Genomic DNA, 22,749 nt, shown 5'->3' on the forward strand with positions numbered 1-22,749 from the left:
CGCGAGGGGTCCCATTGTCGTCCTCACCTACGGACGAAGCAGGTCCAGCCGGCACCGCAATCCGTGGCGGAGAACGCAGCGTCGTCCTCGACCAGCGCCGCCTGCGGCGAGTCCTCGCGGGCGACGACGACGTCCACGGCATCCACAGCCGACCGCGCGCCCGCGCTCCCGTCGAGGAAGTCCAGGTACGCCGCCTGGTCCCGGTGCGTGAAGGCATCCAGTGGGTTGGCGGCCCACAAGCGCACCCCCTCGACCGCCAGCGTCTCGGAGAGCGGAGTCGGGGCCAGCACCACGTCGTCCCCCGCCGTGGCCACCACAGTCCGCACCACGGCCGAGGGCTGGCCCAGCACCGCCTCGCCCCGAGCCAGCACCACGGGCAGGGCGACGGCGAACGCGACGATGCCGACCACGACCGCGGACCCGAACTGGTGCCGGGAGCGATCAGCGCGCTCAGGTGCGCCATTGTCCGGGCGCCCAGCGGCGAGGACCGCCAGGACGCAGACGAGCCAGATGCCGTGCCGCGCGGCGCTCGCGGTGGCCACGCACAGTCCGAGCACCGCGACGTACTCCCAGGCGGCGCGACGGCGGCGGAGGAACACCACCAGCAGGACGAGCGCCGCGGCGATCATGACGACATCGAACGGGCTGTCGAGGCTCGGCCTCGCCCACAGCCCTTCTGCGCGCTGGGCCGACACGTTGTCGAAGACCGTTGCGTAGTAGGCCGGCGTGTGCCACAGCTGGGGCGTGGCACAGAGCGCGAGGAGGCTCGTTGCGCCGACAGCGATGCTCTGCGTGAGGTGCGTCCGCGTGCGCTGGACGAGCAGGTAGGCACCCAGCACACACACACCGAGAAGTGCAGCCCCGTGGAGGTTCCCCCACAGCGCGACGAGCGGCACCGCCCACCAGATCCGGCGGTCCGGCGTCCGCGCCTGGCTGCAGACCAGAGCCAGCAGCAGCACGAACAGGACCAGCGAGTACGACTGTGCCCGCACGACCGCCAACGACGCGAGACCACCGAGGACGACGAGAGCCACCGCAGCAGCGGCGTGGGCGTCGCCCGCGCCGCGCGCACGCACGACCACCGCCAGCACGACGAGGGTCGTGACGACGGCCGCGAGGTGGGCCAGGACCGGTGCAGCGTCACCGACGCCATGCATCGCGGACGCGGTGAGCTCGGCGAGCACCGGGACGTTGTGCCAGCCCCCGGTGTCCGCGACGGCGAAGGGAACCCGGTCGGGCACCTGCCCGGTGGTGCGGACGTGGTCCCCCAGCGCCACGAGCCAGTCCCAGTCCGCGCCGATCCGGACGAAACACGCCAGGAATGCCGCGCACGCGACGACCGACAGGACGGTCCAGCGCCACTGACCGAGCGCTCCACGGACGCCCGGCGCGCTGCTCACGTGATCAGTCCGAGCAGAGACGACGCCGGCACGGCCCGCGCCCTGGCGCGTACGACGTCGCGCACCACCGCCTGGTCGTCGCTCACCACCACCACGACCCGCCCCGGCGGCTCGGCCGCCACCAGCTGGCGGATGACGTCGTCGGCGATGACCCCCTCGGGGCTGAACACGACGCGTACGCCGCGGGGCGCCGGCATCGCCGTGCGGGTGGTGGACTCGGCGGCGTCGAAGACCACGGTGGTCTCGGCCCCGGACCGCGCCACGACCGGGCCGAGCGCGGCGACGAGGCGGCTGCGCTGGGCCTCGAGGCTGGCCGAGGGCCAGGTCGACTTGGTGACGTTGTAGCCGTCGACGATGAGGCGCGCCCGCGGCAGGGCGAGGGTCTGCTCCAGGAGCGCCGCGCTGGCCGGGGCACTCGAGGTGGGCACCTCGGTGGTCGCCAGAGCCGACTCGACGGCGTCGCCGGGCGATCCGGACACCGCGGGCAGCCCCAGCTCGCGGCGCAGGCCGGTCGCCGACTCCACCACCGCGTCGAGCAGCAGCCGGGCCCGGATGCTGGCGGCGTCGCGGTCTGACCTGGTGTCGCGGCGCGTGGCGGCGAGGGCTGCCTCGGACTCCTCGAGCTGGGCACGCAGACGACGTACGTCGGCCTCCGCAGCCGTCGTGGCCGCCGCAGCGGCAGCCACGGCCCTGTCGCGCTCGGCGTGCGCGGCGTCGCGCTCCTCCTGCGCGCCGCGGAGCACCCCGCGCGCCTCGCCGAGACGCTGGCGCAGCACCTTGTGGTCGGCGCGGGCCCGCTCGAGCTCGTCGCGGTGCTCCGACCTGGTCGCGGCCAGCTCGGCCTGCAGCGCCGCCACCTGCGCGGCCAGGCGGCCGAGCTCGGCGCGGTCCTGATCCTCGCGGGCGTGGTCGTCGCCCAGCGTCGCGGCGGCGTCCTCGACCACCGACTCCCACCCGTCCTCGCGCGCGAGCCAGGCGCGTGCGGCGAGCTCCAGGGGCTCGTCGGAGGCCGCCGGCAGCGCGGCGACCTGGACCGCGGCGTGCCGGCGGAACTCGTCGTCGTCGAGCGCGTCCCAGATCGCTGTGCCGCCGAGCCGCGCACGGCGCGCCGGGGCGAAGCCGGCGATCTTGCGGAGCGGGGCCGGGACCGGGGTGATCGACGGCAGGACGGCCGAGACCAGCGCCACCACGCGCAGGCGCAGGCGCTCCGGCAGGGGTGCCGGGTCGGTCACGGACGTCCGGTCATCGTGCGCTCACCCGGCAGCCGGGTCCGACGCGGTGTCCGCGGAGGCCCGGTCGACGCCCTCGATGGCGTCCGCGCGTCCGCACCAACGGCACGTGACGGCCTCGACGGTCTCCGAGCGCACCGTCTCCTCCTCGACTTGGACCTCGCCTGCGAGGTCGAAGTGCCAGTACTCGGTCGTGCGCCGCGTGCGGGTGACGTCGAAGCGGGTGAGGTTGCCGCAGCCGGCGCAGCGCCACCGCTCGGTGTCGGCGGGAACGCGGAAGTCAGCGGTCTGGTCGGGCACGGGTGCTCCTAGGCGCGGGGGGTCGGGCGCGAGCCAGCGTAGTGCGCGTGCCCTCCCCGCCATTGTCGGATCCCACGTCTAGCGTCGGCAGACATGAGCACCACCGCCGAGCGAGCGACGCGCGAGCAGTCCCGATGGGAGGCGCAGCGCAGCTTCGACGAGCTGGGTCGGCCGCTGCGCGACCTCACCTTCTGCGTGGTCGACCTGGAGACCACGGGTGGCTCGGCCGCGGCCGGGTCGATGATCACCGAGATCGGTGCGGTCAAGGTGCGCGGCGGCGAGGTGCTCGGCGAGTTCCAGACGCTGGTCAACCCGCACAGCGAGATCCCGGCCTTCATCGCCGTGCTGACGGGCATCAGCAACTCGATGGTCCACGACGCGCCGCCGATCGAGTCGGCGCTGCCGGCGTTCCTCGAGTTCGCCGCAGGGTGCGTGCTCGTGGCGCACAACGCGCCGTTCGACGTCGGGTTCCTCAAGCACTTCGCGCGCGAGCAGGGCCGGCCGTGGCCGAAGTTCGAGGTCCTCGACACCGCCAAGCTGGCCCGCCGGGTGGTCACCCGCGACGACGCGCCCAACTGCAAGCTGTCGTCGCTCGCGACGCTCTTCAACGCCTCCACCACGCCCAACCACCGCGCGCTCTCCGACGCGCGCGCCACGGTCGACGTCCTCCACGGCCTCATGGAGCGGCTCGGCGGGCTGGGCGTGCACACGCTCGAGGAGCTCCAGACCTTCTCGGCCCGCGTCACCACCGCCCAGCGCCGCAAGCGCCACCTCGCCGAGGGCCTCCCCCACGCCCCGGGCGTCTACCTCTTCCGCGACGAGCGGTCCCGGGTGCTCTACGTCGGCACCTCCCGCGACCTGCGCACCCGCGTGCGCACCTACTTCACCGCCTCCGAGACCCGCACCCGCATGGGCGAGATGGTCGGCCTCGCCACGTCGGTCACCGGGATCGAGTGCGCCACCCCGCTCGAGGCCGAGGTGCGCGAGCTGCGCCTCATCGCCGAGCACAAGCCGCGCTACAACCGGCGCTCGCGCTTCCCCGAGAAGGTGCACTTCGTCAAGCTGACCCGAGAGCCCTGGCCACGCCTCTCGCTGGTGCGCACTGTCCTCGACGACGACGCCGACTACCTCGGCCCCTTCTCGTCGCGGAAGACGGCCGAGAAGTGCCTGTCCGCGCTCCACGAGACCTTCCCCGTGCGCCAGTGCAGCGGGCGCCTGCCCCGCACCCCGAAGGGCACGGCGTGCGTGCTGGCCGAGATGGGGCGCTGCCTGTCACCGTGCGACGGCTCCACCGACGAGTCGACCTACGGCGCCCTCGTGCGCCAGCTGCGCGACACGCTGCTGCGCAGCCCGCAGGAGGTGGTGGAGGCCATCAACGAGCGGATGGGCGCGCTGGCCGAGGCCGAGCGCTTCGAGGAGGCCGGCGTGCACCGCGACCGGCTCGCCACGTTCGTCCGCGCGGCCGCTCGCACGCAGCGCCTGTCTGCACTCACCCGGTGCGAGGAGATCGTCGCCGCCCGTCGCGAGGACACGGGCCGGTGGTCGGTGCACGTGGTGCGCCACGGTCGGCTGGCTGCTGCCGGGGTGATCCCCCCCGGGGCCGACGCCCACCACTACGTCCGGGAGCTCTGCGCCAGCGCCGAGACGGTGCGCGGCGCGCCCGGCCCCGTGCCGGCAGCCACGGCGGAGGAGTCGGAGAAGATCCTGCGCTGGCTGGAGTCGCCAGGTGTGCGGCTCGTCGACGTCGACGGGGAGTGGGTGTGCCCGCTGGGTGGCGCGGCGCGGCACCTTGCCCTCTACGACGCGGTCAACCAGTCACGGCTGTCGCTGGTGCCCTTCGACGAGCACCGGCTGCCGTCGACGGTGCACCGGCCGGCCCGATAGGCCGCTGACCGAGGAGCGCTCAGCGCCCGTCACGAGACCTCAATCGAGCCCGATGCTGAACGCCGACTCCAGGTCGTGCTTCGAATAGGTCCGGAACGCGATGTGCGTCTCGGTCTCGGTGACGCCCTCGACCTTGTTGAGCCGGTCGGCCACCACCGCAGCCACGTCCTCGTGCTCCCTCACCCGCACGAGGGCGATCAGGTCGATCTGGCCGGTCACCGAGTAGACCTCGCTCACGCCGTCGAGCGAGGCGATCGCCTCGGCGACCTCGGGGATGCGGGCGACGTCGGCCTTCACGAACACGATGGCGGTGATCATGGGTTCACCGTAGCGACAGGTGCCAGCTGCGGGGTCGAGGACCAACCAGATGTTCCCGGTAGTCACTTGTGACTAGCGCGGGCCATTTCGCCGCATCATCCCCCACAGGCCCCTAGCGTGATGCGGTCTGAGTCACACCATCGAGGGGGACCTTCCGGGATGTCACACACCACCACATCGCGCCGCAGGCGCTCGCGCGTCGCCTCGGCTGCTGCCCTGGCCGTTCTCGTCACGACGACGATGGGTGCCTTCTCGTCGTCGGCATCGGCGGCCGTCGGAGCCCCCGGCTCTCTAACGGTCGCGACGGCCAACAGCTCGACCCCCGTTCTCTCGTGGTCACGTCCTGGCGGGGTGACCGAGTTCAACATCCAGATCGACAACGACGCGTCGTTCTCATCGACCGAGATCAACGAGACCACGAAGAACACTCGGTTCGTCCCACAGAAGAACCTGTCCCGAGGCACGCAGTACTGGCGCGTCCGCTCCACGAAGGACGGGCAGTCCTCATCGTGGGCATCGGGCAATTTCGACGTCGCCCCGGTCACCGTCCCGATCCCTACGGCTCCCGCCGACGGTGCGGTGCTCCCCCAGCCCGACAGCCCGCCGCTCCTGCGCTGGCAGACCAGTCGCGGCGCCACGTCCTACACCGTAGAGGTGGACGGCGACGCCGACTTCATCGGCGCCAAGAGCTGGACGACCAAGACCACGTCGATCGCCGTCCCCGACGCCCTGCCGGCCGGCGACTACTTCTGGCGGGTGACGGCCTCGCTGGAAGGTGGCTTCAACAGCCTCCCCTCGCCGACGAGGAGCTTCGTCCTCGGCGCACTCTCCTCTCCCAAGCTCAGCTATCCGGTCGACGACATCAACCAGGCTGTCGAGGACGTCGTGTTCGACTGGGAGCCCGTCGCCGGAGCGGTCACCTACGACCTCCAGGTCGCGACGGACTCGACCTTCAACAACTTCGCCTTGAAGGCAGAGAACCTCTACGGGTCGCGCTACAGCCCGCCCACGACCCTCTACAACGACCAATTCTGGTGGCGGGTCCGTGCCGTCGACCTGGCTGGCCAGCCGACCGGCTGGTCCACAGCTCGCTTCAGCTTCAAGCGCCAATGGCTCGACACCCCCCTCGCCACGTGGCCCCTCGGCAACGAGCTGACCCCCGACGCATCGGTGCTCGACAGCGACGGCGAGAAGGTGTTCTACGAGTGGACTCCGGTCCAGCACGCGAGTCGCTATCTCCTCCAGGTGTCCACCGACCCGAACTTCTCACCCTCGTACACGAGGTCCTGCCTCACCGCGAGCACGTCGTTCGCCCCTCGCTCCACGTCCTTCCAGGACGGGACCTGTGGCATCGCGCCGGGTACGGTGCACTACTGGCGGGTGAGCGGCATCGATGACCCGTACCCCTCCGGTGGCGTGCCGGGTATCTGGTCCACACCCCAGAAGGTGTCGTGGGGACCGCGTGCCCCCGTGGGCGTCTTCTCCGGGTTCTCGGTGGTCACTGGGCTTCGCGGTGCCATGACCGCCACTGGCGCGTCGTCTGGGTCAGCCGGCTGCGGCGATGCCAGCTGCGGCGTCCTGTCGGCGACTCCCGTCCTGACCTGGAATCGCCAACCCGGAATCGACTACTACAAGGTCGTGATCGGCATCGACGAGAACTTCACCTTCTCACCGCTTCCCGACGTCGAGCGCTATCGGACGACGAATCACTTCTTCTCGCTGAAGGACGGCGACGAGAAGCTCACGCTCCCGGAGAGCGAAGCCGGGCTGCCGTACTTCTGGTACGTCATCCCCTGCCGCAGCGACAACACCTGTGGGCCGAGCCCCATCAAGCGAAACCCGCCGCTCCCGGGTTCACACAGCTTCCTCAAGGTGAGTCCCCCTATCGTCGGCCTCGTCTCCTCCGACCCCGGTGGCTCTGACATCACGTTCAGCTGGCAGGACTACTTCGATACCAACTCCGGGTCCGCGGGGTGGGCGTACAGCCAGCCCGGTCAGCAGTCTGCTCGGACCTATCGGATCCAGGTTGACAACGAGCCGAGCTTCGCCGACCCCTTGCTCGACAACGTCGTGGTGGACCAGGCGACGTACACCGCCGGCGACCGTCTCTATCCCGAGGGCCGCCTGTACTGGCGGGTCCAGGCGGTCGACGCGCAAGAGCACGGCCTGACCTGGTCGGCGACCGCCGAGCTCGTGAAGGCCAGCCCAACCCTCACGCTCCTCTCCCCAGTCGGCAATGCCGCCGTCGCCGGTGCCGCCCCGCTGGAGTGGGCACCGCAGGCCTTCGCCAAGTCCTACGAGGTCGAGGTGTACAAGAACAACGACACGGCGTTCTCGCCCGCCAACCGAGTGGTCAACGCCCGCGTGGCCAATCCGGCCTACACCCCCACCGACCTCCTGCCCGCTTCGCCCGTGCCCTACGTCTGGCGGGTGCGGCGCATCGACTCCAAGGGCAACCAGGGGCCGTGGGCCGCAGCGTCCTTCGTGTCGCGCGGCGCAGCGCCCGAGCTCCTCTCGCCCACCTCGGGCGTGTGGCAGCCCTCCAACGGCGCGTACTTCACATGGAGCGACGTCCCGGGCGCGACGAGCTTCCAAGTGTCGCTGCGCAGCGGCACGAACAACTCCGTGACGACGACCGTCGCAACGGCGTACGCGCCCTCGGAGCTGTCGTCGGGCGACTACACCTGGTCGGTCACAGCGCTGGACGCCGCGGGAAAGCCCTTGGGGACGAGCGCAGTCCGCAGCTTCAAGGTCGACTCGATCGCGCCCACCCTGACGTCGATGAAGCCGACGGGGAGCGCGAGCCCGAAGTCCGTCTTCGTGGCGACCTTCAGCGAGAAGGTGAAGGGCGTCAGCAAGAAGACGATGAAGCTCTACCAGAAGGGCAAGAACAAACCCCTCAAGGCGAAGGTCGTCCTCAAGGGCCGCAAGGCGAAGCTCAAGCCGGCCAAGAAGCTCAAGAAGGGCAAGACCTACATCGTCAAGCTCAAGCACACCTCGATCCAGGACGTGGCCGGCAACCGACTGGTCAAGCCCGCGAAGTGGAACGTCGTCGTCAACTGACCGAGTTCGCGGACGTTAGGTCACGGCGGGAGATAGTGTCCCGCCGTGACCTGGCTCGCTGACCACTGGCTCGACCTCCTCGGGTGGGGTGGGAGTGCCCTCCTCGTCTACTCGCTGCTACAGGCCAGCGTGCTCCGATTGCGCATCCTCAACGCGATCGCGTGCGTGATCCTCATCGTCTTCAACTGGGTACTCGGCGTGTGGCCCATGGTCGGCATGAACGTCGTCCTGGTGGCGATCAACGCGTGGTTCATCGCCCGGCTCGGACGTGACCGCCACGACCAGACGGCGTTCGAGGTGCTCGAGGTGGCCCCCTCCGACGAGTACCTGCGCCACACCCTGCGGGTCCATGGGGCCGACATCCTCAAGTTCAACCCCACCTTCGTGCACGACCCCTCCTCCGACGAGGACGCCTTCCTGGTGCAGCGCGGCGACGAGACGGTCGGGGTGGTGTTGCTGCACACCGAGGGCGACACCGCGCACGTGCTGCTGGACTACGTCACGCCGCGTTATCGCGACTTCTCCCCCGGTGAGTTCGTCTGGCGTCGCAGCAAGCTGCTCAGCGATCGGGGTATCCGGCACGTAGTTACCTCGCCCGGCATGGTGGGCGCCTACTACGGCCGGCTGGGATTCGTGAGGAGCGGCGACTCGTGGCGCCTGAAGGTCACCTCGTGACGATCGTCGTTCGCCGGGTAATGCCCCTCATCGCCCTGGCCGTCGTGCTGGCTGCGTGCATCCGCAGGATCAGGGTTGACAGCGCGAGCTCCGACATGTGGTTCCACCTGCGCATGGGGGACGAGTTCCTGGCAGGTTGGTCGGTCGCACGCCCCGGGCACCTGGGTACGTTCGACTCCGCTGACTGGGTTCCGACGCAGTGGCTCTCACAGATGGCGATGGCGGCGACCGAGCACCACTTCGGAGTCGCCGGCGTGATCTGGCTGGCTGGCGCGATCCACGTCACGATCATCCTCCTGGTCTACGTGCTGTGCAGAGGAGAGGCAGCCCCTCTCCCGGCCGCGTTGACCGCCGGGATGTCGTTCCTCGCGCTCAGCTATGGCCTCTCCCCCCGCCCACAGGTCATGAGCTACCTGTTCGTGGTCGTCATCGTCTTCGCGTGGCTGGCCACCGAGAAAGACGGCAAGCCCCGCTGGTGGCTGGTAGCGCTCGCGTGGGTCTGGGCACCCATCCACGGGATGTGGCCTCTCGCCTTCATCATCGGCACTGTCTGCGTCGTCGGCATCGCCCTCAACCGGACGTTCGACCGCAGCCAGCTGTCGCGACTGGCGATGATCCCGGTGCTGTCGGCCGTCGTGCCGTTGCTGACCCCGGCAGGCGTCCACCTCTACAGCGCCGTGCTGCTCGTGGGCGGGCGCTCGGAGTACTTCGACGAGTGGGGGCCGACCGACTTCCACGAGCCCGCCGCCATCGCCCTCGCCGTCATGCTCGTGGTCGTCGTGGTCTTCGCCGTCCGGCGTCGACAGTCCTGGCTCTTCGTGCTGCTTCTGCTGACCGCGGCGGGATGGGCCGTGTACGCCAGCAGGACCACGCCCGTCGCGGCCGCGATCGCTGCGCCCCTGGTCGCACGCGCCCTGCAGTCGGTCATCCCGCAAACCGGCCCGATGGGACCGATCGAGCGGACATCGGTCGCCGCACTGGGCGTGGCGTCGCTCGTTGCCCTGACCGTGGTCGCCGGCGTTCGCGCCGACGACCAGGTCGTCCCGGGCTGGACGGACAAGCGGCTGGACGCACTCCCTGCGGGCGCGCGCGTCCTTGACGACTGGACGTCGGGACCGTACTACCTGTGGAAGCACCCCGATCTCAGCCTGGTCATGCACGGCTACGGCGACGTGTTCACCGACGATGAGATCGAACGCAACCGGGACATCATGCGGCTGTCGCCGGGCTGGGACGACCTCGTCGCGGACCTGGACGCAGAAGCCGCACTCATCACCACCGACTCCTCTCTGGGATACGCACTTGCGCACGACGATCGCTGGACCGTCGTCCAGGACGACGAGGACTTCGTGTTCCTCGTGCCGAGCAGCTGACCCCCAGCGCCTCAGCGAGCCGTGGCCGTCACCCAGCGGTCCAGTGTAGAACGGGCCGCGCCTGAGTCGATTGCGTCAGAGGCCTTGGCGATGCCGGCAGCCAGCGCCGGCTCGACGTCATCGTCCGGGGTGTCGTAGACAGCAAGCGCAGCGCCAGCGTTGAGCAGCACCGCGTCCCGAATAGGTCCCGGCTCCCCTGCGAGCACGCGTCGTACGACCTCCGCGTTGTGCGCGGCGTCGCCGCCCCGGAGGTCCTCCGCCGTCGAGCGGGCGAACCCCAGTGCCGTGGGGTCGATGGACGTCCCGGACACCGATCCGCCGTGCACCCGCCACAGCGTCGAGGTTGTGGTCGTGGTGAGCTCGTCGAGCCCGTCGTCCCCGCGGAAGACCCAGGCGTCGACGCCGCGCTGGGCGAGCACGCCGGCCATCACCGGAGCCATGCGGGCATCGGCACAGCCGATCGCCTGCGCCTGGGGTCGCGCCGGGTTCGTCAGCGGGCCGAGGATGTTGAACGTCGTGGCGATGCCCAGTTCTCGCCGCGGTACCGCCGCGTGGCGCATCGCTGGGTGGAACGCGGCGGAGAAGCAGAACGTGATGCCTGCCTCCTCGGCGACCTCCGCGACACGGGCGGGAGCCAGGTCGAGACGGATCCCGAGCGCCTCGAGCACGTCGGCCGACCCGGATTTCGAGGACGCCGAGCGGTTGCCGTGCTTGACCACGCGCGCTCCCGCGCCGGCAGCGACGACAGCGGCCATCGTGGAGATGTTGACCGACATCGACCGGTCACCGCCGGTGCCGACGACGTCGAGCAGGCGCCCCGGGACCGAGATGGGGTTGGCCGCCTCGAGCATGGCTGCGGCGATGCCGGAGACCTCGTCGACCGTCTCCCCCTTGGCGCGCAGCGCCACGACGAGGCCGGCCACCTGGACAGGGGTCGCCGCACCGGCAAATACCTCGCTCATGGCCCACCGCGCCTGGTCCTGGGTGAGGTCCTGGCCGTTGACCAGCGCGGTGAGTACTTCAGGCCACGTGCTCGACATGGGCCACACCCTAGTTGCGTCCCAATCAGTTCCCACGAAGCGCACCCCACGGTGGATGCCCACGTCTACAGTCACTCGTTGTGGAGGAAATCGGGGCCCGTCGGCTGACCCTTCGAGCGCTGGCGTGGTCCGGTGGCCTCGTTTTCGCCTGGCTGTCCGTGGCCCTCGTCGCCTCCGACCTGGGTCTTGGCGTCGACTCGCATGCGTACTGGGCTGCCTGGCGGGGAGAGATGTACGACCACGCGCCGGCCACGCGGGACGCGTTCCTCTACAGCCCTGCCTTCGCCCAGGCGATCTGGCCGCTGGCCCAGCTGCCGTGGCCGGTCTTCGCCGTGGTGTGGGGCCTCGCGGCCACTGCCACGGTGACCTGGCTGGCAACAGGCGCTAGGCGGGCGTGGGTGGTCCCGCTCAGCCTCCTCGGCACGCTCGAAGTGCTCACCGGCAACGTGAACTGGGTGCTGGCACTCGTCGCGCTCCTGGGCCTGCGGCACCCCGGCCTGTGGACCATCGCTCTGCTCACCAAGGTCACTCCTGCCCTAGGCCCGATCTGGTTCCTCGCCCGCGGCGAGTGGCGCAGCCTGGGCCGCTCGGTCACCTGGGCCGTGGCGGTGACCGCCGTGTCGATCGCCCTGGCACCTGAGCTCTGGCGTGCCTGGTGGGAGTTCCTCTCGCTCCACGCCGCCTCGACCGGTGGCACGGTGGGCTCGGACTTCCTCCCGCCGCTCGCGATCCGGCTGCCCGTCGTCCTGGCGTTCCTCGTGTGGGGGGCGCGGACCGACCGCGTGTGGACGCTCCCGGTCAGCATGACGCTGATGTCACCCGTGAGCGGCATTGGCCAGATCGTCGTGCTACTGGCGCTGCCGCGACTCGTACGGACCAGTCACGCCGACGAGTCGTCGCGACGTCAGGCCGTCGGCATCTGAACGTCAGGACGTGGCCGGCACGGAGGGCCGCAGCAGGCCGATGACGGCCTCGGCGAGCTGGATCGGGTCGATCGGGTGCGGCACGGCTGCCTCGGCGCGCGACCAGGTGGCGAGCCACGCGTCCTGCGGGCGCCCGGTGAGCACGACGACCGGCGGGCACTGGTAGATCTCGTCCTTGAGTTGCTTGGCGATGCCCATGCCGCCCGCCGGGACGGCCTCACCGTCGAGGATCGCGAGGGAGATATCGCCGCGGTCCATGTTCTGCAGCACGACCGGCTCGGTGGCGACCTCGACGTACTCGAGCTCCGGGAGGTCGGGGTGCGGACGCCGCCCCAGCGCGAGGATCACCTGCTGGCGCGTGTTGACGTCGTCGCTGTAGACGAGGACCTTCAAGGACTTGGCGCTTTCGCTCACGCGGGCATCGTATCCCTGTGCAGACGGCGAGGGTCCCCTAGGCTCGTCCGGTGGAGTTCGACCTGCCCAAGCGTCTCGCGCTCGTAACACTGTGCCTCACGCTCGCCGCGGTCGGGCTCATCGAGACTCGGGTGCACCTGAGCCTCACCGGACCCGGCTGGGACGCTTGGGCCTACTGGGACGCCTGGCGCGGCGCGATGTACGACGGTTCCGTCGGAGACTCGGGGCAGTTCCTCTACAGTCCGGCATTCGCGCAAGCCATCTGGCCGCTGGCGCAGACGACGTGGCCACTATTCGCATGGGTGTTCATCCTTCTCAACGCTGTCGGGCTGGCCTGGCTCCTCAAGCCTCTGCCCCCGATGCTGGCCGTCCCGCTCTGGCTGGCGGGATCGCAGGAGGTGCTGTCAGGCAACGTGTTCATCCCGATGGCGGTCGTCGCAGTCCTCGGGATGCCACGGTCGTACCTGTGGGCCTTCGTCGCACTCACGAAGATCACGCCATGCCTCGGGCCGATCTGGTTCGCCGCGCGAGGCGAATGGCGAGCCGTCGCTCGAGCCGTCGCAGCCACCGTGTGCCTCGCGTCGGCCTCGGCCCTCCTCGCGCCCGGTCTGTGGCTGGACTGGTTCGCCTTCCTCGTCGATCAAGCCCGCTTGTCCGACACGGCGGTCGGGTACCCGTTCATCCCGGGCCCCATCTTCCGCCTGCCGGTCGCCGTGCTCCTCGTCGTGTGGGCAGCACGCCCCGGGCGCACCTGGACACTCCCTGTGGCGATGGTGATCGCCACGCCGTTCATCTGGAACGGCTCCTTCACCCTCCTCGCTGCGATCCCGAGGCTCAGGGAGTACGACTCGAGCGCCGCTCGGCCAGGTCGAGCCGACGGTCCTCGCGCGCCGCCTCCTTCATCGACGAGCGCACCCACTGGGTGAACAGCACCGCGAAGAACAGCACGCCGATCAGGTCGCCGCTCGCCCAGAGGATGCCGCCGGCGAGGTGCTGGTCGTCGAGCACGGGTGGCAGCCACGACCCCATAGGCCCCTCTCGCAGCTCGCGGTAGTGCTCACCACCGATGATGGTGGTCTGGCCCATGATCGTGACGCCCAGAAAGGCGTGGAAGGGCAGCGTCATCAGCGTCAGGAGCACCCGGAAGGGGTGGCTCACGCGCCCGGGGACAGGGTCGACTCCCATCAGCGGCCAGAAGAAGAGGGTGCCGACGAGCACCAGGTGGACGTGCATCATCTCGTGGACGTACGCCGACGCCAGGCTGGCGTCGTACCACGAGCTGAAGTAGAGCGCCCACGGCGAGGCGACGTAGAGCACGAACGCGAGCGGCGCGAAGGCCAGCACCTTCGCCACCCGCGAGTGGATCACCGCGAGCAGCCACCGCCGCGGTCGCGGCGGCAGCGTGCGCAGCGCCAGCGTGACCGGCGCGCCCAGGGCGAGAGCGAGCGGCACGACCATCGACAGCAGCATGTGCTGCACCATGTGCACGCTCAGCAGCGTCGTGTCGTAGCGCCCCAGCCCGGACATCGTGGCGAAGGCGAACGCACCCATCCCGAGCCCCACGAACGACAGCGTGCGGCCGACCGGCCAGCGGTCCCCGCGACGGTGCATCACGCTCACGCCCAGGAGGTAGAGACCCACCGCCCAGACCGTCACGACGAAGGGGACGGCGTCGATCCCCCAGTCGGTGAACACCCGCCCGACGGTGAATCGCGGGAGGGTCTCGGAGGCGTCCTGGGAGAGCGCGGACAGGGCGATCAGCACGGTGTGAACTTTATGACGTGAGATCACAGGGGGTCGGGGTGCCCTCCCTTCCCCCCAGCAGCCATAATGGCGGACGTGGCGACAGCAACTGCGATTCCGGCATCCCGTCTGCACGGGCACCACGACCGACCCAGCATGGTCAGCGTGGGCACCATCATCTGGCTCTCGAGCGAGCTGATGTTCTTCGCCGCGCTGTTCGCGGCCTACTTCACCATCCGCGCGGTGAGCCCGGACCTGTGGGCGCAGGAGACCGACAAGCTCAACGTCCCCTTCTCCACCGCCAACACCGCGATCCTCGTGGCGTCGTCGTTCGCCTGCCAGTGGGGCGTCTTCGCCGCCGAGCGCGGCCAGGTCGGCCGCACGGGTGGGCTGCTCAACTTCTCCAAGTGGGGCCTGCGCGAGTGGTTCATGCTCACCTACGTCATGGGCGCGATCTTCATCGGCGGCCAGGCGCTGGAGTACACCGAGCTCATCCACGAGGGCGTCACGATCCCGAGCTCGGCCTACGGCTCGATGTTCTACCTGACCACCGGCTTCCACGGCCTCCACGTCACCGGTGGACTCATCGCCTTCCTCTTCGTGCTCGGCCGCACCTACCTGGCCCGCCGCTTCACCCACGAGCAAGCCGTCACCGCGATCGTCGTGTCCTACTACTGGCACTTCGTCGACGTGGTCTGGATCGGCCTGTTCTTCACGATCTACGTCATCCAGTAAGCACCCGTTCCCGACTCCGGCAAGGACACAAAAGTGCGTTTGCTCAACCGAACCGCTGGTCGCCTCTCGCGGCACCGCCGCGGACCGCTGGCGGGACTCGTCGTGCTGCTGCTGGGCCTGCTCATCAGCGGCTCCCTCTACACCGCTCTGGCTCCTGCCCAGGCGCAGAACCAGGCCAGCGAGACCGACCAGGTCGCGCAGGGCAAGGAGCTGTTCCTCGCCAGCTGCGCGTTCTGCCACGGCAAGAACGGCGAGGGCGTCCCCACCGTGCGTGACGGCTACCAGCTCGGCCCGTCGCTGGTCGGCGTCGGTGCCGCCGCAGTTGACTTCCAGGTCGGCACCGGCCGCATGCCGCTGGCGAGCCCCGGCGCCCAGGCGCCGCGCAAGAAGGTCGCGTTCAACGACGAGGAGGTCGCCGCGCTGGCGGCGTACGTCGCCTCGCTGGCCCCCGGCCCGGCCATCCCCAACGAGAGTGACTACTCCCTCGAGGGCCTGTCGGAGGACGAGCGCGACGAGGCCATCACCCGTGGTGGCCAGATCTTCCTCACCAACTGCACGGCCTGCCACAACTTCAACGGCGCCGGCGGCGCGATGCCGCGCGGCGGCTACGCCCCCAGCCTCCACGGCGTCGAGGGCAAGTACATCTTCGAGGCACTGCTGACCGGGCCGCAGAACATGCCCAACTTCAGCAACGGCAACCTCTCCCCCGAGGAGAAGCGCGACGTCATCGCCTACCTCGGCAGCATCCAGGACACCCCCGAGTACGCCGGCTTCACCCTCGGCGGGCTCGGCCCGGTCTCCGAAGGTCTGTTCGCCTGGCTGGTGGGCATCGGTGGACTCGTCGGCGGTGCGGTCTGGATCGCCTCGCACACGACGCGGAGCAAGAAGAGCAAGGTGGACGCGTGAGCAACGACAACCTCTCCGACAACACGCCTGCGGCCTACGAGTCGCACGTCCCGGCGCACCGCGAGGCCGAGCCGATCGCTGACCCGGGCCTGCCGCCGCACACGTGGCGTCCGACCGACGTCGACCCGAAGGCCGAGAAGCGCGCCGAGCGCCAGGTCGCCGCGATGTTCATCGCCGCGATGATCAGCGCGGTGCTCTTCGTCGTCGCCTACTTCTCCTTCGAGGTCGGCGACAACTGGGACACCTTCGCAGGACTGGGCGCCTCGACGCTCACCCTCGGCGTCACGCTCGGCGTGAGCCTGCTGCTCATCGGCATCGGCATCATCCACCTCGCGCGCAAGCTCATGGCCGACGCCGAGATGGTCGAGATGCGCCACCCCGCCGCGTCGCCGCAGGAGGACCGTGACGCGACCGTCGCGGCGCTCAACGCGGGCCTCGACGAGGCCGGCATCGGCCGTCGTCCGCTGGTGCGCAACACGATGATCGGCGCAGTCGGCGTGCTCGGCCTCCCGGCCGTCGTGCTCCTGCGCGACCTCGCGCCGGGCAGCGCCCTCGACGTGGGCCGGCTCGCGCACACCATCTGGGAGCCGGGCATGCGCCTGGTGCGTGACGTCGTCGGCACCCCGATCCTCGCCAGCGAGATCGAGATCGGCGACCTCATCAACGGCGCTCCCGAGGCGATGTTCCCCACCGAGGAGAACGGCTACCCCGAGCTCGAGGGCGCGGAGGAGCAGTCGGAGAAGGCCAAGGGCGCGATCATCATCGTGCGCATGGACCCCGACGACATCATCCCGGCCAAGGGCCGCGAGAAGTGGACCGTCGACGGGATCATCTGCTACTCCAAGATCTGCACCCACGTCGGTTGCCCGATCTCGCTCTACGAGCGCACCACGCACCACGTCCTGTGCCCGTGCCACCAGTCGACCTTCGACCTCGCGGACGCTGCGAAGGTCGTCTTCGGTCCGGCTGCCCGGCCCCTTCCCCAGCTGCCTATTAAGGTGGACGAAGAGGGCTACCTGGTCGCGCAGAGCGACTTCACCGAACCCATCGGGGCCAGCTACTGGCAGAGGGAGAAGCAGTCGTGAGCACTGACTCAAGGCTCGACACCAGCAAAATCGCCACCACCAACGGCACCTCCGCCGCGACCACGAGCAAGCCCGGTGCCGCCGGCTCGCTGGCCACGTGGGCCGACGACCGCCTCGGGCTCGCCGCGGCGATGAAGAAGAACCTGCGCAAGGTCTTCCCCGACCACTGGTCGTTCATGCTGGGCGAGATCGCGCTGTGGAGCTTCGTGGTGCTGCTCCTCACCGGCGTCTTCCTCACGCTCTGGTTCAACCCGTCGATGGGTCACGTCACCTACGAGGGCTCCTACGACCAGCTCCGCGGCGTGGGCATGTCGGAGTCGATGAGCTCGACGCTCCACATCTCCTTCGACGTGCGCGGCGGCCTGCTCATGCGCCAGATGCACCACTGGGCCGCGATGATCTTCGTCGCCTCGATGATGGTGCACCTGCTGCGCGTCGCGTTCACCGGCGCCTACCGCAAGCCGCGCGAGCTCAACTGGGTCATCGGCTGCGTGCTGCTGCTCCTGGGCACGCTCGAGGGCTTCACCGGCTACTCGCTGCCCGACGACCTGCTCTCCGGCACCGGCGTCCGCGCCGCGGACGGCTTCCTGAAGGCCACCCCCGTGGCCGGCGCGTACATGTCGTTCCTGCTCTTCGGTGGCGAGTTCCCCGGCGAGTCGATCATCCCGCGGCTCTACATCATCCACGTGCTGCTGATCCCGGGCATCCTGCTCGCCCTGATCGCGGCCCACATGCTGCTGCTCGTCTACCACAAGCACACGCAGTGGCCCGGCCCCGGCCGCACGGAGCAGAACGTCGTCGGCTACCCGATGCTCCCGGTCTACGCCGCCAAGGCCGGTGGCTTCTTCTTCATGGTGTTCGGCGTCATCGCCCTCATGGGCGGTCTGCTGTCGATCAACCCGGTGTGGAAGTTCGGCCCCTACGACCCGACCAAGGTGACGGCGGGCTCGCAGCCCGACTGGTACATGGGCTGGCCCGACGGCCTGCTGCGCATCATGCCGACGGGCTGGGAGTCGGTGATCTTCGGCTACACGATCTCGTGGAACGTGATGCTGCCGATCCTCATCGTCCCGCCGCTCATGCTGGTCGTGCTGATGCTCCTGCCGTTCCTCGAGGGCTGGATCACCGGCGACAAGCGTGACCACCACCTGCTCCAGCGTCCGCGCAACGCGCCGACGCGCACCGCGGTGATGGTCGCCCTGATGACGTTCTACGGGCTCGCCTGGGCGGCCGGCGGCAACGACATCATCGCCATCAAGCTGCACGCCAGCATCAACCAGATCACCTACTTCATGCGGGTGGCGATCTTCCTCGGCCCGATCCTGGCGTTCTGGATCACGCGTCGCTGGTGCATCTCGCTGCAGCGCCACGACAACGACAAGCTGCTCCACGGCTACGAGACGGGCATCATCACCCGCTCCCCCGACGGGGCGTACGCCGAGCGGCACCTGCCGATCAGCGAGTCGGCCGCCTACACCCTCACCGCGCGTGACCGCGACGAGGTCTTCCACGCCGGTGGCGACACCGACGCGGCGGGCGTCGCGGCGCCCAACTCCCGTTCCGAGCGGGTCCGGGCCCGGCTGTCGTCGTGGATGTACAGCAACAACGTGCAGAAGCCCACGCGAGCCGAGCTCGAGGCGGCGCACCACCACGCCGAGCACGAGGCCGAGCTGACCTCGGGGCTCGACCACCCGGTCGACGGTCACCAGTTCGACGACCACCGGCTGCGCGACACCGACGAGGTGCCGCTGCGCGATCACTGATCGCCGCACAGCAGATCGACGAGGGCCCGCCGGGATCATCCCCGGCGGGCCCTCGTCGTTGGCGCCCCTGCCTGGTCGGCGTACGTCCTCTGTGGGCGGTGCGTGAGGCGACTTCTGCGCGCCGGATACCCGCCTCACACACCGCTGGCGGTCGGTGGCGGTGGACCACCCGCATTCGCACGAGGAGAACGTGGGTGGGGCACCGCTGGTGGCGTACGCCGACCCGCGAGCGCACCGCTCCCCCGGCGTGCGCCGCACCCGCGAGCGGTGCGTGAGGCGACTTCTGCGCGCACGGAAGCCGCCTCACACACCGCTGGCGGTCCGTGGCGGTGGTCCATCCACACTCACAGCCACCAGAACGTGGCTGGGTCACGGCTCAGGAGAGGGCGGAGCCGGTCTTCCAGTCGGCGGGCGAGAGGTTCCAGTCGCCGTAGCCGTTCTCGAGCGTCATCTGGCGGTCGGTGCCGGTGTACTCCACGACGTCGCCGCGGCGGCTCATCGCGTAGAGCCAACCGGCGTCCGCGGTGGACATGCCCGTGCAGCCGTGGGAGACGTTGGCGTAGCCCTGGGAGCCCACCGACCAGGGCGCGGCGTGGATGAACTCGCCGGAGTAGGTGACCCGCATCGCCCACCTCACGTCGTCGATGTCGTAGGCCTCGGGGCTGTTGCGGTTGATGCCGACCGTCTCGGAGTTCATCCGCTTCTTGGCGAACTTCTCGATGATGACCTTGGTGCCCGAGCGGGTGACGAACCCGGGCTTGCCGGTGGTGATCGGGAGCGTGCGCAGGAGCTTGCCGTTGGAGAAGACCTGCATCTGGTGCGTCTGGGCGTTGACCTTGTAGACGTGGGCGTCGCCGATGTTGAAGGAGACCTCCCGCGACTCCTGGCCGTAGATCCCGTTGCCGGCGGGCAGGCTGTTGATGTCGAGGTCGACCGAGACCTCCGTGCCGGCCCGCCAGTACGTCGCGGGGCGGAAGTGGGCCTCGCGGTCGTTGAGCCAGTACCACGAGCCCTTCTGGGCCGGCGTGCTCGTCACGCGCATGTGCTTCTCGAACAGCGCCTTGTCGGTGACCGGCAGGTCGAACGTCACGATGACGGGCATCCCGACGCCGACGGTCTCGCCGTTGAGCGGGGCGACGGCGGCGAAGGTCTGCTCGTCGAGGGTGAGGTCGACGGTGTGGAAGCTGCGGGTGCGCTGCACGCTCTGACCGTCGGAGCGGGTCGCGTCCGCCGTGATGGTGTAGTCGGTGCCGGGCTCGAGGAGCGTCGAGGACGTCCAGGTGCCGTCACTGACCTTGCCGGTGAGCGTACCGGCTGCCGACGTGACCTCGACGTCGGCGAGCGTGCCTCCCGAGGTGCGAACGGTGACGGGGCGGTCGATCGGGACCGAGGTCGGGTCGGCGAAGCTGGTGTCGAGGCGCACGGGGTCGACCCGGGGGGTCTCGGACGCGCCGGACGCACCGGCTCCGCTGCCGCTGCCGCTGGCGGCCGGGCCGTCGGACGTCGTGCTGCAGGCGACCAGGCTGCCGGTGAGCGCCAGGGCTGCCGCCACGAGGGCCGTACGCCGCTGACCAGCCCGACGCCGTGCAGTGCGCGCGGGGTCGGGCGTGGACACGGTGGTGGAACCGGGTGCGCGTGTGCGCATGCGACGTACCCCCCAGAGGACGAGCAGACGATCAGGTGGAACAGGAAGAACCCGTCCAGCCTACGGCGTGGACGGGTTCTCCCAAAGACGGCGAGCGACGGATCAGTGCGCGTGCTCCCCGCGGTAGTACTCGAAGATGAAGCCGCTGACGACGATCGCGCCGATGCTGAAGCCGATGAACACCAGCCACCACGCGGCGAGGGCGGTGCCGTAGACGATGACGCCCAGGGCCAGGGCGCACCACAGGGGCCACCAGGAGTAGGGCGGGAAGAAGCCCAGCTCACCGGCGCCGTCGGCGATCTCGCCGTCCTTGCGGTCCTCGGGTCGCGGGTCCATGCGCGAGGCGTGGAACCCGAGGTAGAGGGTGACCATGCCGAAGAGCAGCGCGGTCATGACGAGGGCGGACGTGCCGGTCGGGTCTTCGGAGAGGAACCAGTAGGCCGGCGCGACCACCGCGATGAACAGGGCGGTGATCCCGAAGATCCAGGACTCGGCCTTCATCGGTTGTCCTCCTCGGTCGCGGTGGGGTTGTCCTCGACACGGTCGCGCAGCATCTCCTCGCGCCCGTGCACGTCCGGGGCGTCGGCGACGTCGCCGTTGGCCTCGGCCTCGTTGTGGTCGAGCTCCATCAGCGCGATCTCAGGGTGGTGGAGGTCGAAGGCCGGCGACTCCGAGCGGATCCGCGGCAGGCTGACGAAGTTGTGGCGCGGCGGCGGGCAGCTGGTCGCCCACTCGAGCGAGCGGCCCCAGCCCCACGGGTCGTCGACCTCGATCTTCGGACCCTTGGACGAGGAGTAGACGTTGTAGAGGAACGGCAGCGTGGAGGCACCGAGCAGGAAGGCACCCACCGTGGAGATCTGGTTGAGCGTGGTGAAGCCGTCCTGCGGCAGGTAGTCGGCGTAGCGACGGGGCATGCCCTCGACGCCGAGCCAGTGCTGCACCAGGAACGTGGTGTGGAAGCCGATGAAGAGGATCCAGAAGTGGACCTTGCCGAGACGCTCGTCGAGCATCTTGCCGGTCATCTTCGGCCACCAGAAGTAGAAGCCGGCGAACATCGCGAACACCACGGTGCCGAAGACGACGTAGTGGAAGTGCGCGACCACGAAGTAGGAGTCGGACACGTGGAAGTCCAGCGGCGGGCTGGCCAGGATGACGCCGGTGAGGCCACCGAACAGGAAGGTCGTGAGGAAGCCGATCGCCCACAGCATCGGGGTGTCGAAGGACAGGGATCCGCCCCACATCGTGCCGATCCAGTTGAAGAACTTCACCCCTGTCGGCACGGCGATGAGGAAGGTCATGCCGGAGAAGAACGGCAGGTCGACCGCACCGGTGACGAACATGTGGTGGGCCCACACCGCGACCGACAGCATCGCGATGCCGAGGGTGGCGGCGACGAGGCCGACGTAGCCGAAGACCGGCTTGCGGCTGAAGACCGGCAGGATCTCGGTGATGATGCCGAAGAACGGCAGCGCGATGATGTAGACCTCGGGGTGGCCGAAGAACCAGAACAGGTGCTGCCACAGGATCGGCCCGCCGTGCGAGGGGTCGAACACGTGGGCGCCGAGGATGCGGTCGGCCTCGAGCGAGAGCAGCGCGCCGGCGAGGATCGGGAAGACCAGGATCACGAGCATGCTGGTGACGAGGGTGTTCCACACGAAGATCGGCATCCGGAACATCGTCATGCCGGGCGCGCGCATGCAGATGATCGTGGTGATGAAGTTGACGCCACCGAGGATCGAGCCGAGACCGGCCATCCATAGGCCCATGATCCAGAGGTCACCGCCGACACCGGGACTGCGTACGGCATCGGACAGCGGCGTGTAGGCGAACCAGCCGAAGTCGGCCGCGCCCTGCGGCGTGAGGAAGCCCGAGGCGGCGATGAGCCCGCCGAACAGGAACAGCCAGTAGCTGAACATGTTGAGGCGCGGGAACGCGACGTCGGGGGCGCCGATCTGCAGCGGCATGATCACGTTGGCGAAGCCGAAGAACAGCGGCGTCGCGAAGAGCAGCAGCATGATCGTGCCGTGCATGGTGAACAGCTGGTTGTAGAGCTGCTCGTTGACGACCTGCTGACCGGGGTAGGCCAGCTCGGAACGGATCAGCATGGCCATGAGGCCGGCGATCAGGAACCACGCGAACGACGTGATCAGGTACATCTTGCCGATCAGCTTGTGGTCGGTCGTCGTGAGGATCCGGACGGCCTGCTGACCGAGGGCCTTGCGGGGCGGCTCGCCCGGCGAGGTGCGCTGCGAC

General features: G+C 69.6%; 20 protein-coding genes. 10 read left to right on the forward strand and 10 right to left on the reverse strand.

The genetic code is table 11. From position 1 onward, the window contains the following. Positions 1-23: 23 nt before the first annotated feature. Genes ASG76_RS09955 through ASG76_RS09965 form a run of 3 tightly spaced genes read right to left on the reverse strand, consistent with a single transcriptional unit; the run spans position 24 to position 2,929 of the window. Complete coding sequence (locus tag ASG76_RS09955) at positions 24-1,400, reverse strand: hypothetical protein (RefSeq protein ID WP_056602363.1); 1,377 nt, start codon at positions 1,398-1,400, stop codon at positions 24-26. After that, positions 1,397-2,632 carry an NYN domain-containing protein gene (locus tag ASG76_RS09960; RefSeq protein ID WP_056602364.1) on the reverse strand — a complete coding sequence of 412 codons (1,236 nt, stop codon included), beginning with the start codon at positions 2,630-2,632 and terminating at the stop codon, positions 1,397-1,399. Before ASG76_RS09960 ends, ASG76_RS09955 begins: the two co-directional genes overlap by 4 nt. 21 nt (positions 2,633-2,653) lie before the next feature. Beyond that, positions 2,654-2,929: a hypothetical protein gene (locus ASG76_RS09965; protein ID WP_056602365.1), complete on the reverse strand. Its 276-nt coding sequence runs from the start codon at positions 2,927-2,929 to the stop codon at positions 2,654-2,656. Positions 2,930-3,022: 93 nt separating this feature from the next. Between ASG76_RS09965 and ASG76_RS09970 the strand changes: the two genes are divergently transcribed. Further along, complete coding sequence (locus ASG76_RS09970) at positions 3,023-4,813, forward strand: DEDD exonuclease domain-containing protein (RefSeq protein WP_056602366.1); 1,791 nt, start codon at positions 3,023-3,025, stop codon at positions 4,811-4,813. A gap of 39 nt (positions 4,814-4,852) precedes the next feature. On the opposite strand, the gene ASG76_RS09975 is transcribed toward ASG76_RS09970, so the two are convergent. Beyond that, complete coding sequence (locus ASG76_RS09975; RefSeq protein ID WP_056602367.1) at positions 4,853-5,131, reverse strand: Lrp/AsnC family transcriptional regulator; 279 nt, start codon at positions 5,129-5,131, stop codon at positions 4,853-4,855. A 351-nt stretch (positions 5,132-5,482) separates the two neighbouring features. On the opposite strand from ASG76_RS09975, the gene ASG76_RS09980 reads away from it, so the two are divergent. From ASG76_RS09980 to ASG76_RS09990, 3 genes are read left to right on the forward strand one after another with little or no spacing between them, the layout of a single operon-like run. Beyond that, positions 5,483-8,194 carry an Ig-like domain-containing protein gene (locus tag ASG76_RS09980; protein ID WP_056602368.1) on the forward strand — a complete coding sequence of 904 codons (2,712 nt, stop codon included), beginning with the start codon at positions 5,483-5,485 and terminating at the stop codon, positions 8,192-8,194. A 45-nt stretch (positions 8,195-8,239) separates the two neighbouring features. After that, entirely contained in the window at positions 8,240-8,869 is a 630-nt protein-coding gene (locus tag ASG76_RS09985; protein WP_056602370.1) for a YgjV family protein, read from the forward strand. After that, entirely contained in the window at positions 8,866-10,242 is a 1,377-nt protein-coding gene (locus ASG76_RS09990; protein ID WP_056602372.1) for a hypothetical protein, read from the forward strand. The genes ASG76_RS09985 and ASG76_RS09990 overlap by 4 nt, the downstream gene beginning before the upstream one ends. 11 nt (positions 10,243-10,253) lie before the next feature. Here ASG76_RS09990 and trpD read toward each other — a convergent pair whose 3' ends face one another. Continuing rightward, positions 10,254-11,282: an anthranilate phosphoribosyltransferase gene (trpD, locus tag ASG76_RS09995; RefSeq protein WP_056602375.1), complete on the reverse strand. Its 1,029-nt coding sequence runs from the start codon at positions 11,280-11,282 to the stop codon at positions 10,254-10,256. Positions 11,283-11,440: 158 nt separating this feature from the next. Between trpD and ASG76_RS10000 the strand changes: the two genes are divergently transcribed. After that, positions 11,441-12,205 carry a glycosyltransferase family 87 protein gene (locus ASG76_RS10000; protein WP_157559061.1) on the forward strand — a complete coding sequence of 255 codons (765 nt, stop codon included), beginning with the start codon at positions 11,441-11,443 and terminating at the stop codon, positions 12,203-12,205. 3 nt (positions 12,206-12,208) lie between these two features. Here ASG76_RS10000 and ASG76_RS10005 read toward each other — a convergent pair whose 3' ends face one another. Then, entirely contained in the window at positions 12,209-12,619 is a 411-nt protein-coding gene (locus ASG76_RS10005) for a response regulator transcription factor (protein WP_056602379.1), read from the reverse strand. Between the two features lie 50 nt (positions 12,620-12,669). On the opposite strand from ASG76_RS10005, the gene ASG76_RS10010 reads away from it, so the two are divergent. Continuing rightward, positions 12,670-13,545: a glycosyltransferase 87 family protein gene (locus tag ASG76_RS10010; protein WP_056602381.1), complete on the forward strand. Its 876-nt coding sequence runs from the start codon at positions 12,670-12,672 to the stop codon at positions 13,543-13,545. Here the strand turns inward: ASG76_RS10010 and ASG76_RS10015 are convergent. After that, positions 13,454-14,383, reverse strand: coding sequence for a cytochrome c oxidase assembly protein (locus tag ASG76_RS10015; RefSeq protein ID WP_235529499.1), 930 nt, complete (start codon positions 14,381-14,383; stop codon positions 13,454-13,456). The genes ASG76_RS10010 and ASG76_RS10015 overlap by 92 nt on opposite strands. 66 nt (positions 14,384-14,449) lie before the next feature. Here ASG76_RS10015 and ASG76_RS10020 point away from each other — a divergent pair, with 66 nt between their 5' ends. The 4 genes from ASG76_RS10020 to ASG76_RS10035 are packed head-to-tail and all read left to right on the forward strand — an operon-like array spanning position 14,450 to position 18,851. Continuing rightward, complete coding sequence (locus ASG76_RS10020; protein ID WP_082587422.1) at positions 14,450-15,097, forward strand: heme-copper oxidase subunit III; 648 nt, start codon at positions 14,450-14,452, stop codon at positions 15,095-15,097. A gap of 33 nt (positions 15,098-15,130) precedes the next feature. Then, complete coding sequence (locus ASG76_RS10025; RefSeq protein ID WP_056602383.1) at positions 15,131-16,003, forward strand: c-type cytochrome; 873 nt, start codon at positions 15,131-15,133, stop codon at positions 16,001-16,003. Further along, a complete protein-coding gene (locus ASG76_RS10030; protein WP_056602385.1) occupies positions 16,000-17,088 on the forward strand; it encodes a ubiquinol-cytochrome c reductase iron-sulfur subunit in 1,089 nt (362 codons plus the stop codon). Before ASG76_RS10025 ends, ASG76_RS10030 begins: the two co-directional genes overlap by 4 nt. Further along, positions 17,085-18,851 (forward strand): cytochrome b, encoded by a 1,767-nt coding sequence (locus ASG76_RS10035; RefSeq protein ID WP_056602387.1) that lies wholly within the window; start codon positions 17,085-17,087, stop codon positions 18,849-18,851. Before ASG76_RS10030 ends, ASG76_RS10035 begins: the two co-directional genes overlap by 4 nt. Before the next feature lie 376 nt (positions 18,852-19,227). Here the strand turns inward: ASG76_RS10035 and ASG76_RS10040 are convergent, their stop codons facing one another. The 3 genes from ASG76_RS10040 to ctaD form a co-directional block, all read right to left on the reverse strand. After that, positions 19,228-20,496 (reverse strand): L,D-transpeptidase, encoded by a 1,269-nt coding sequence (locus tag ASG76_RS10040; RefSeq protein ID WP_082587423.1) that lies wholly within the window; start codon positions 20,494-20,496, stop codon positions 19,228-19,230. A gap of 102 nt (positions 20,497-20,598) precedes the next feature. Continuing rightward, the gene (locus ASG76_RS10045) at positions 20,599-20,997 is read right to left on the reverse strand and encodes a cytochrome c oxidase subunit 4 (RefSeq protein ID WP_056602391.1); all 399 of its coding nucleotides are present in this window, start codon (positions 20,995-20,997) and stop codon (positions 20,599-20,601) included. After that, the gene (gene ctaD, locus ASG76_RS10050; protein WP_235529542.1) at positions 20,994-22,652 is read right to left on the reverse strand and encodes a cytochrome c oxidase subunit I; all 1,659 of its coding nucleotides are present in this window, start codon (positions 22,650-22,652) and stop codon (positions 20,994-20,996) included. Before ctaD ends, ASG76_RS10045 begins: the two co-directional genes overlap by 4 nt. Positions 22,653-22,749: the final 97 nt, after the last annotated feature.

The organism is Nocardioides sp. Soil774 (genome assembly GCF_001428125.1).
Classification (GTDB): domain Bacteria; phylum Actinomycetota; class Actinomycetes; order Propionibacteriales; family Nocardioidaceae; genus Nocardioides.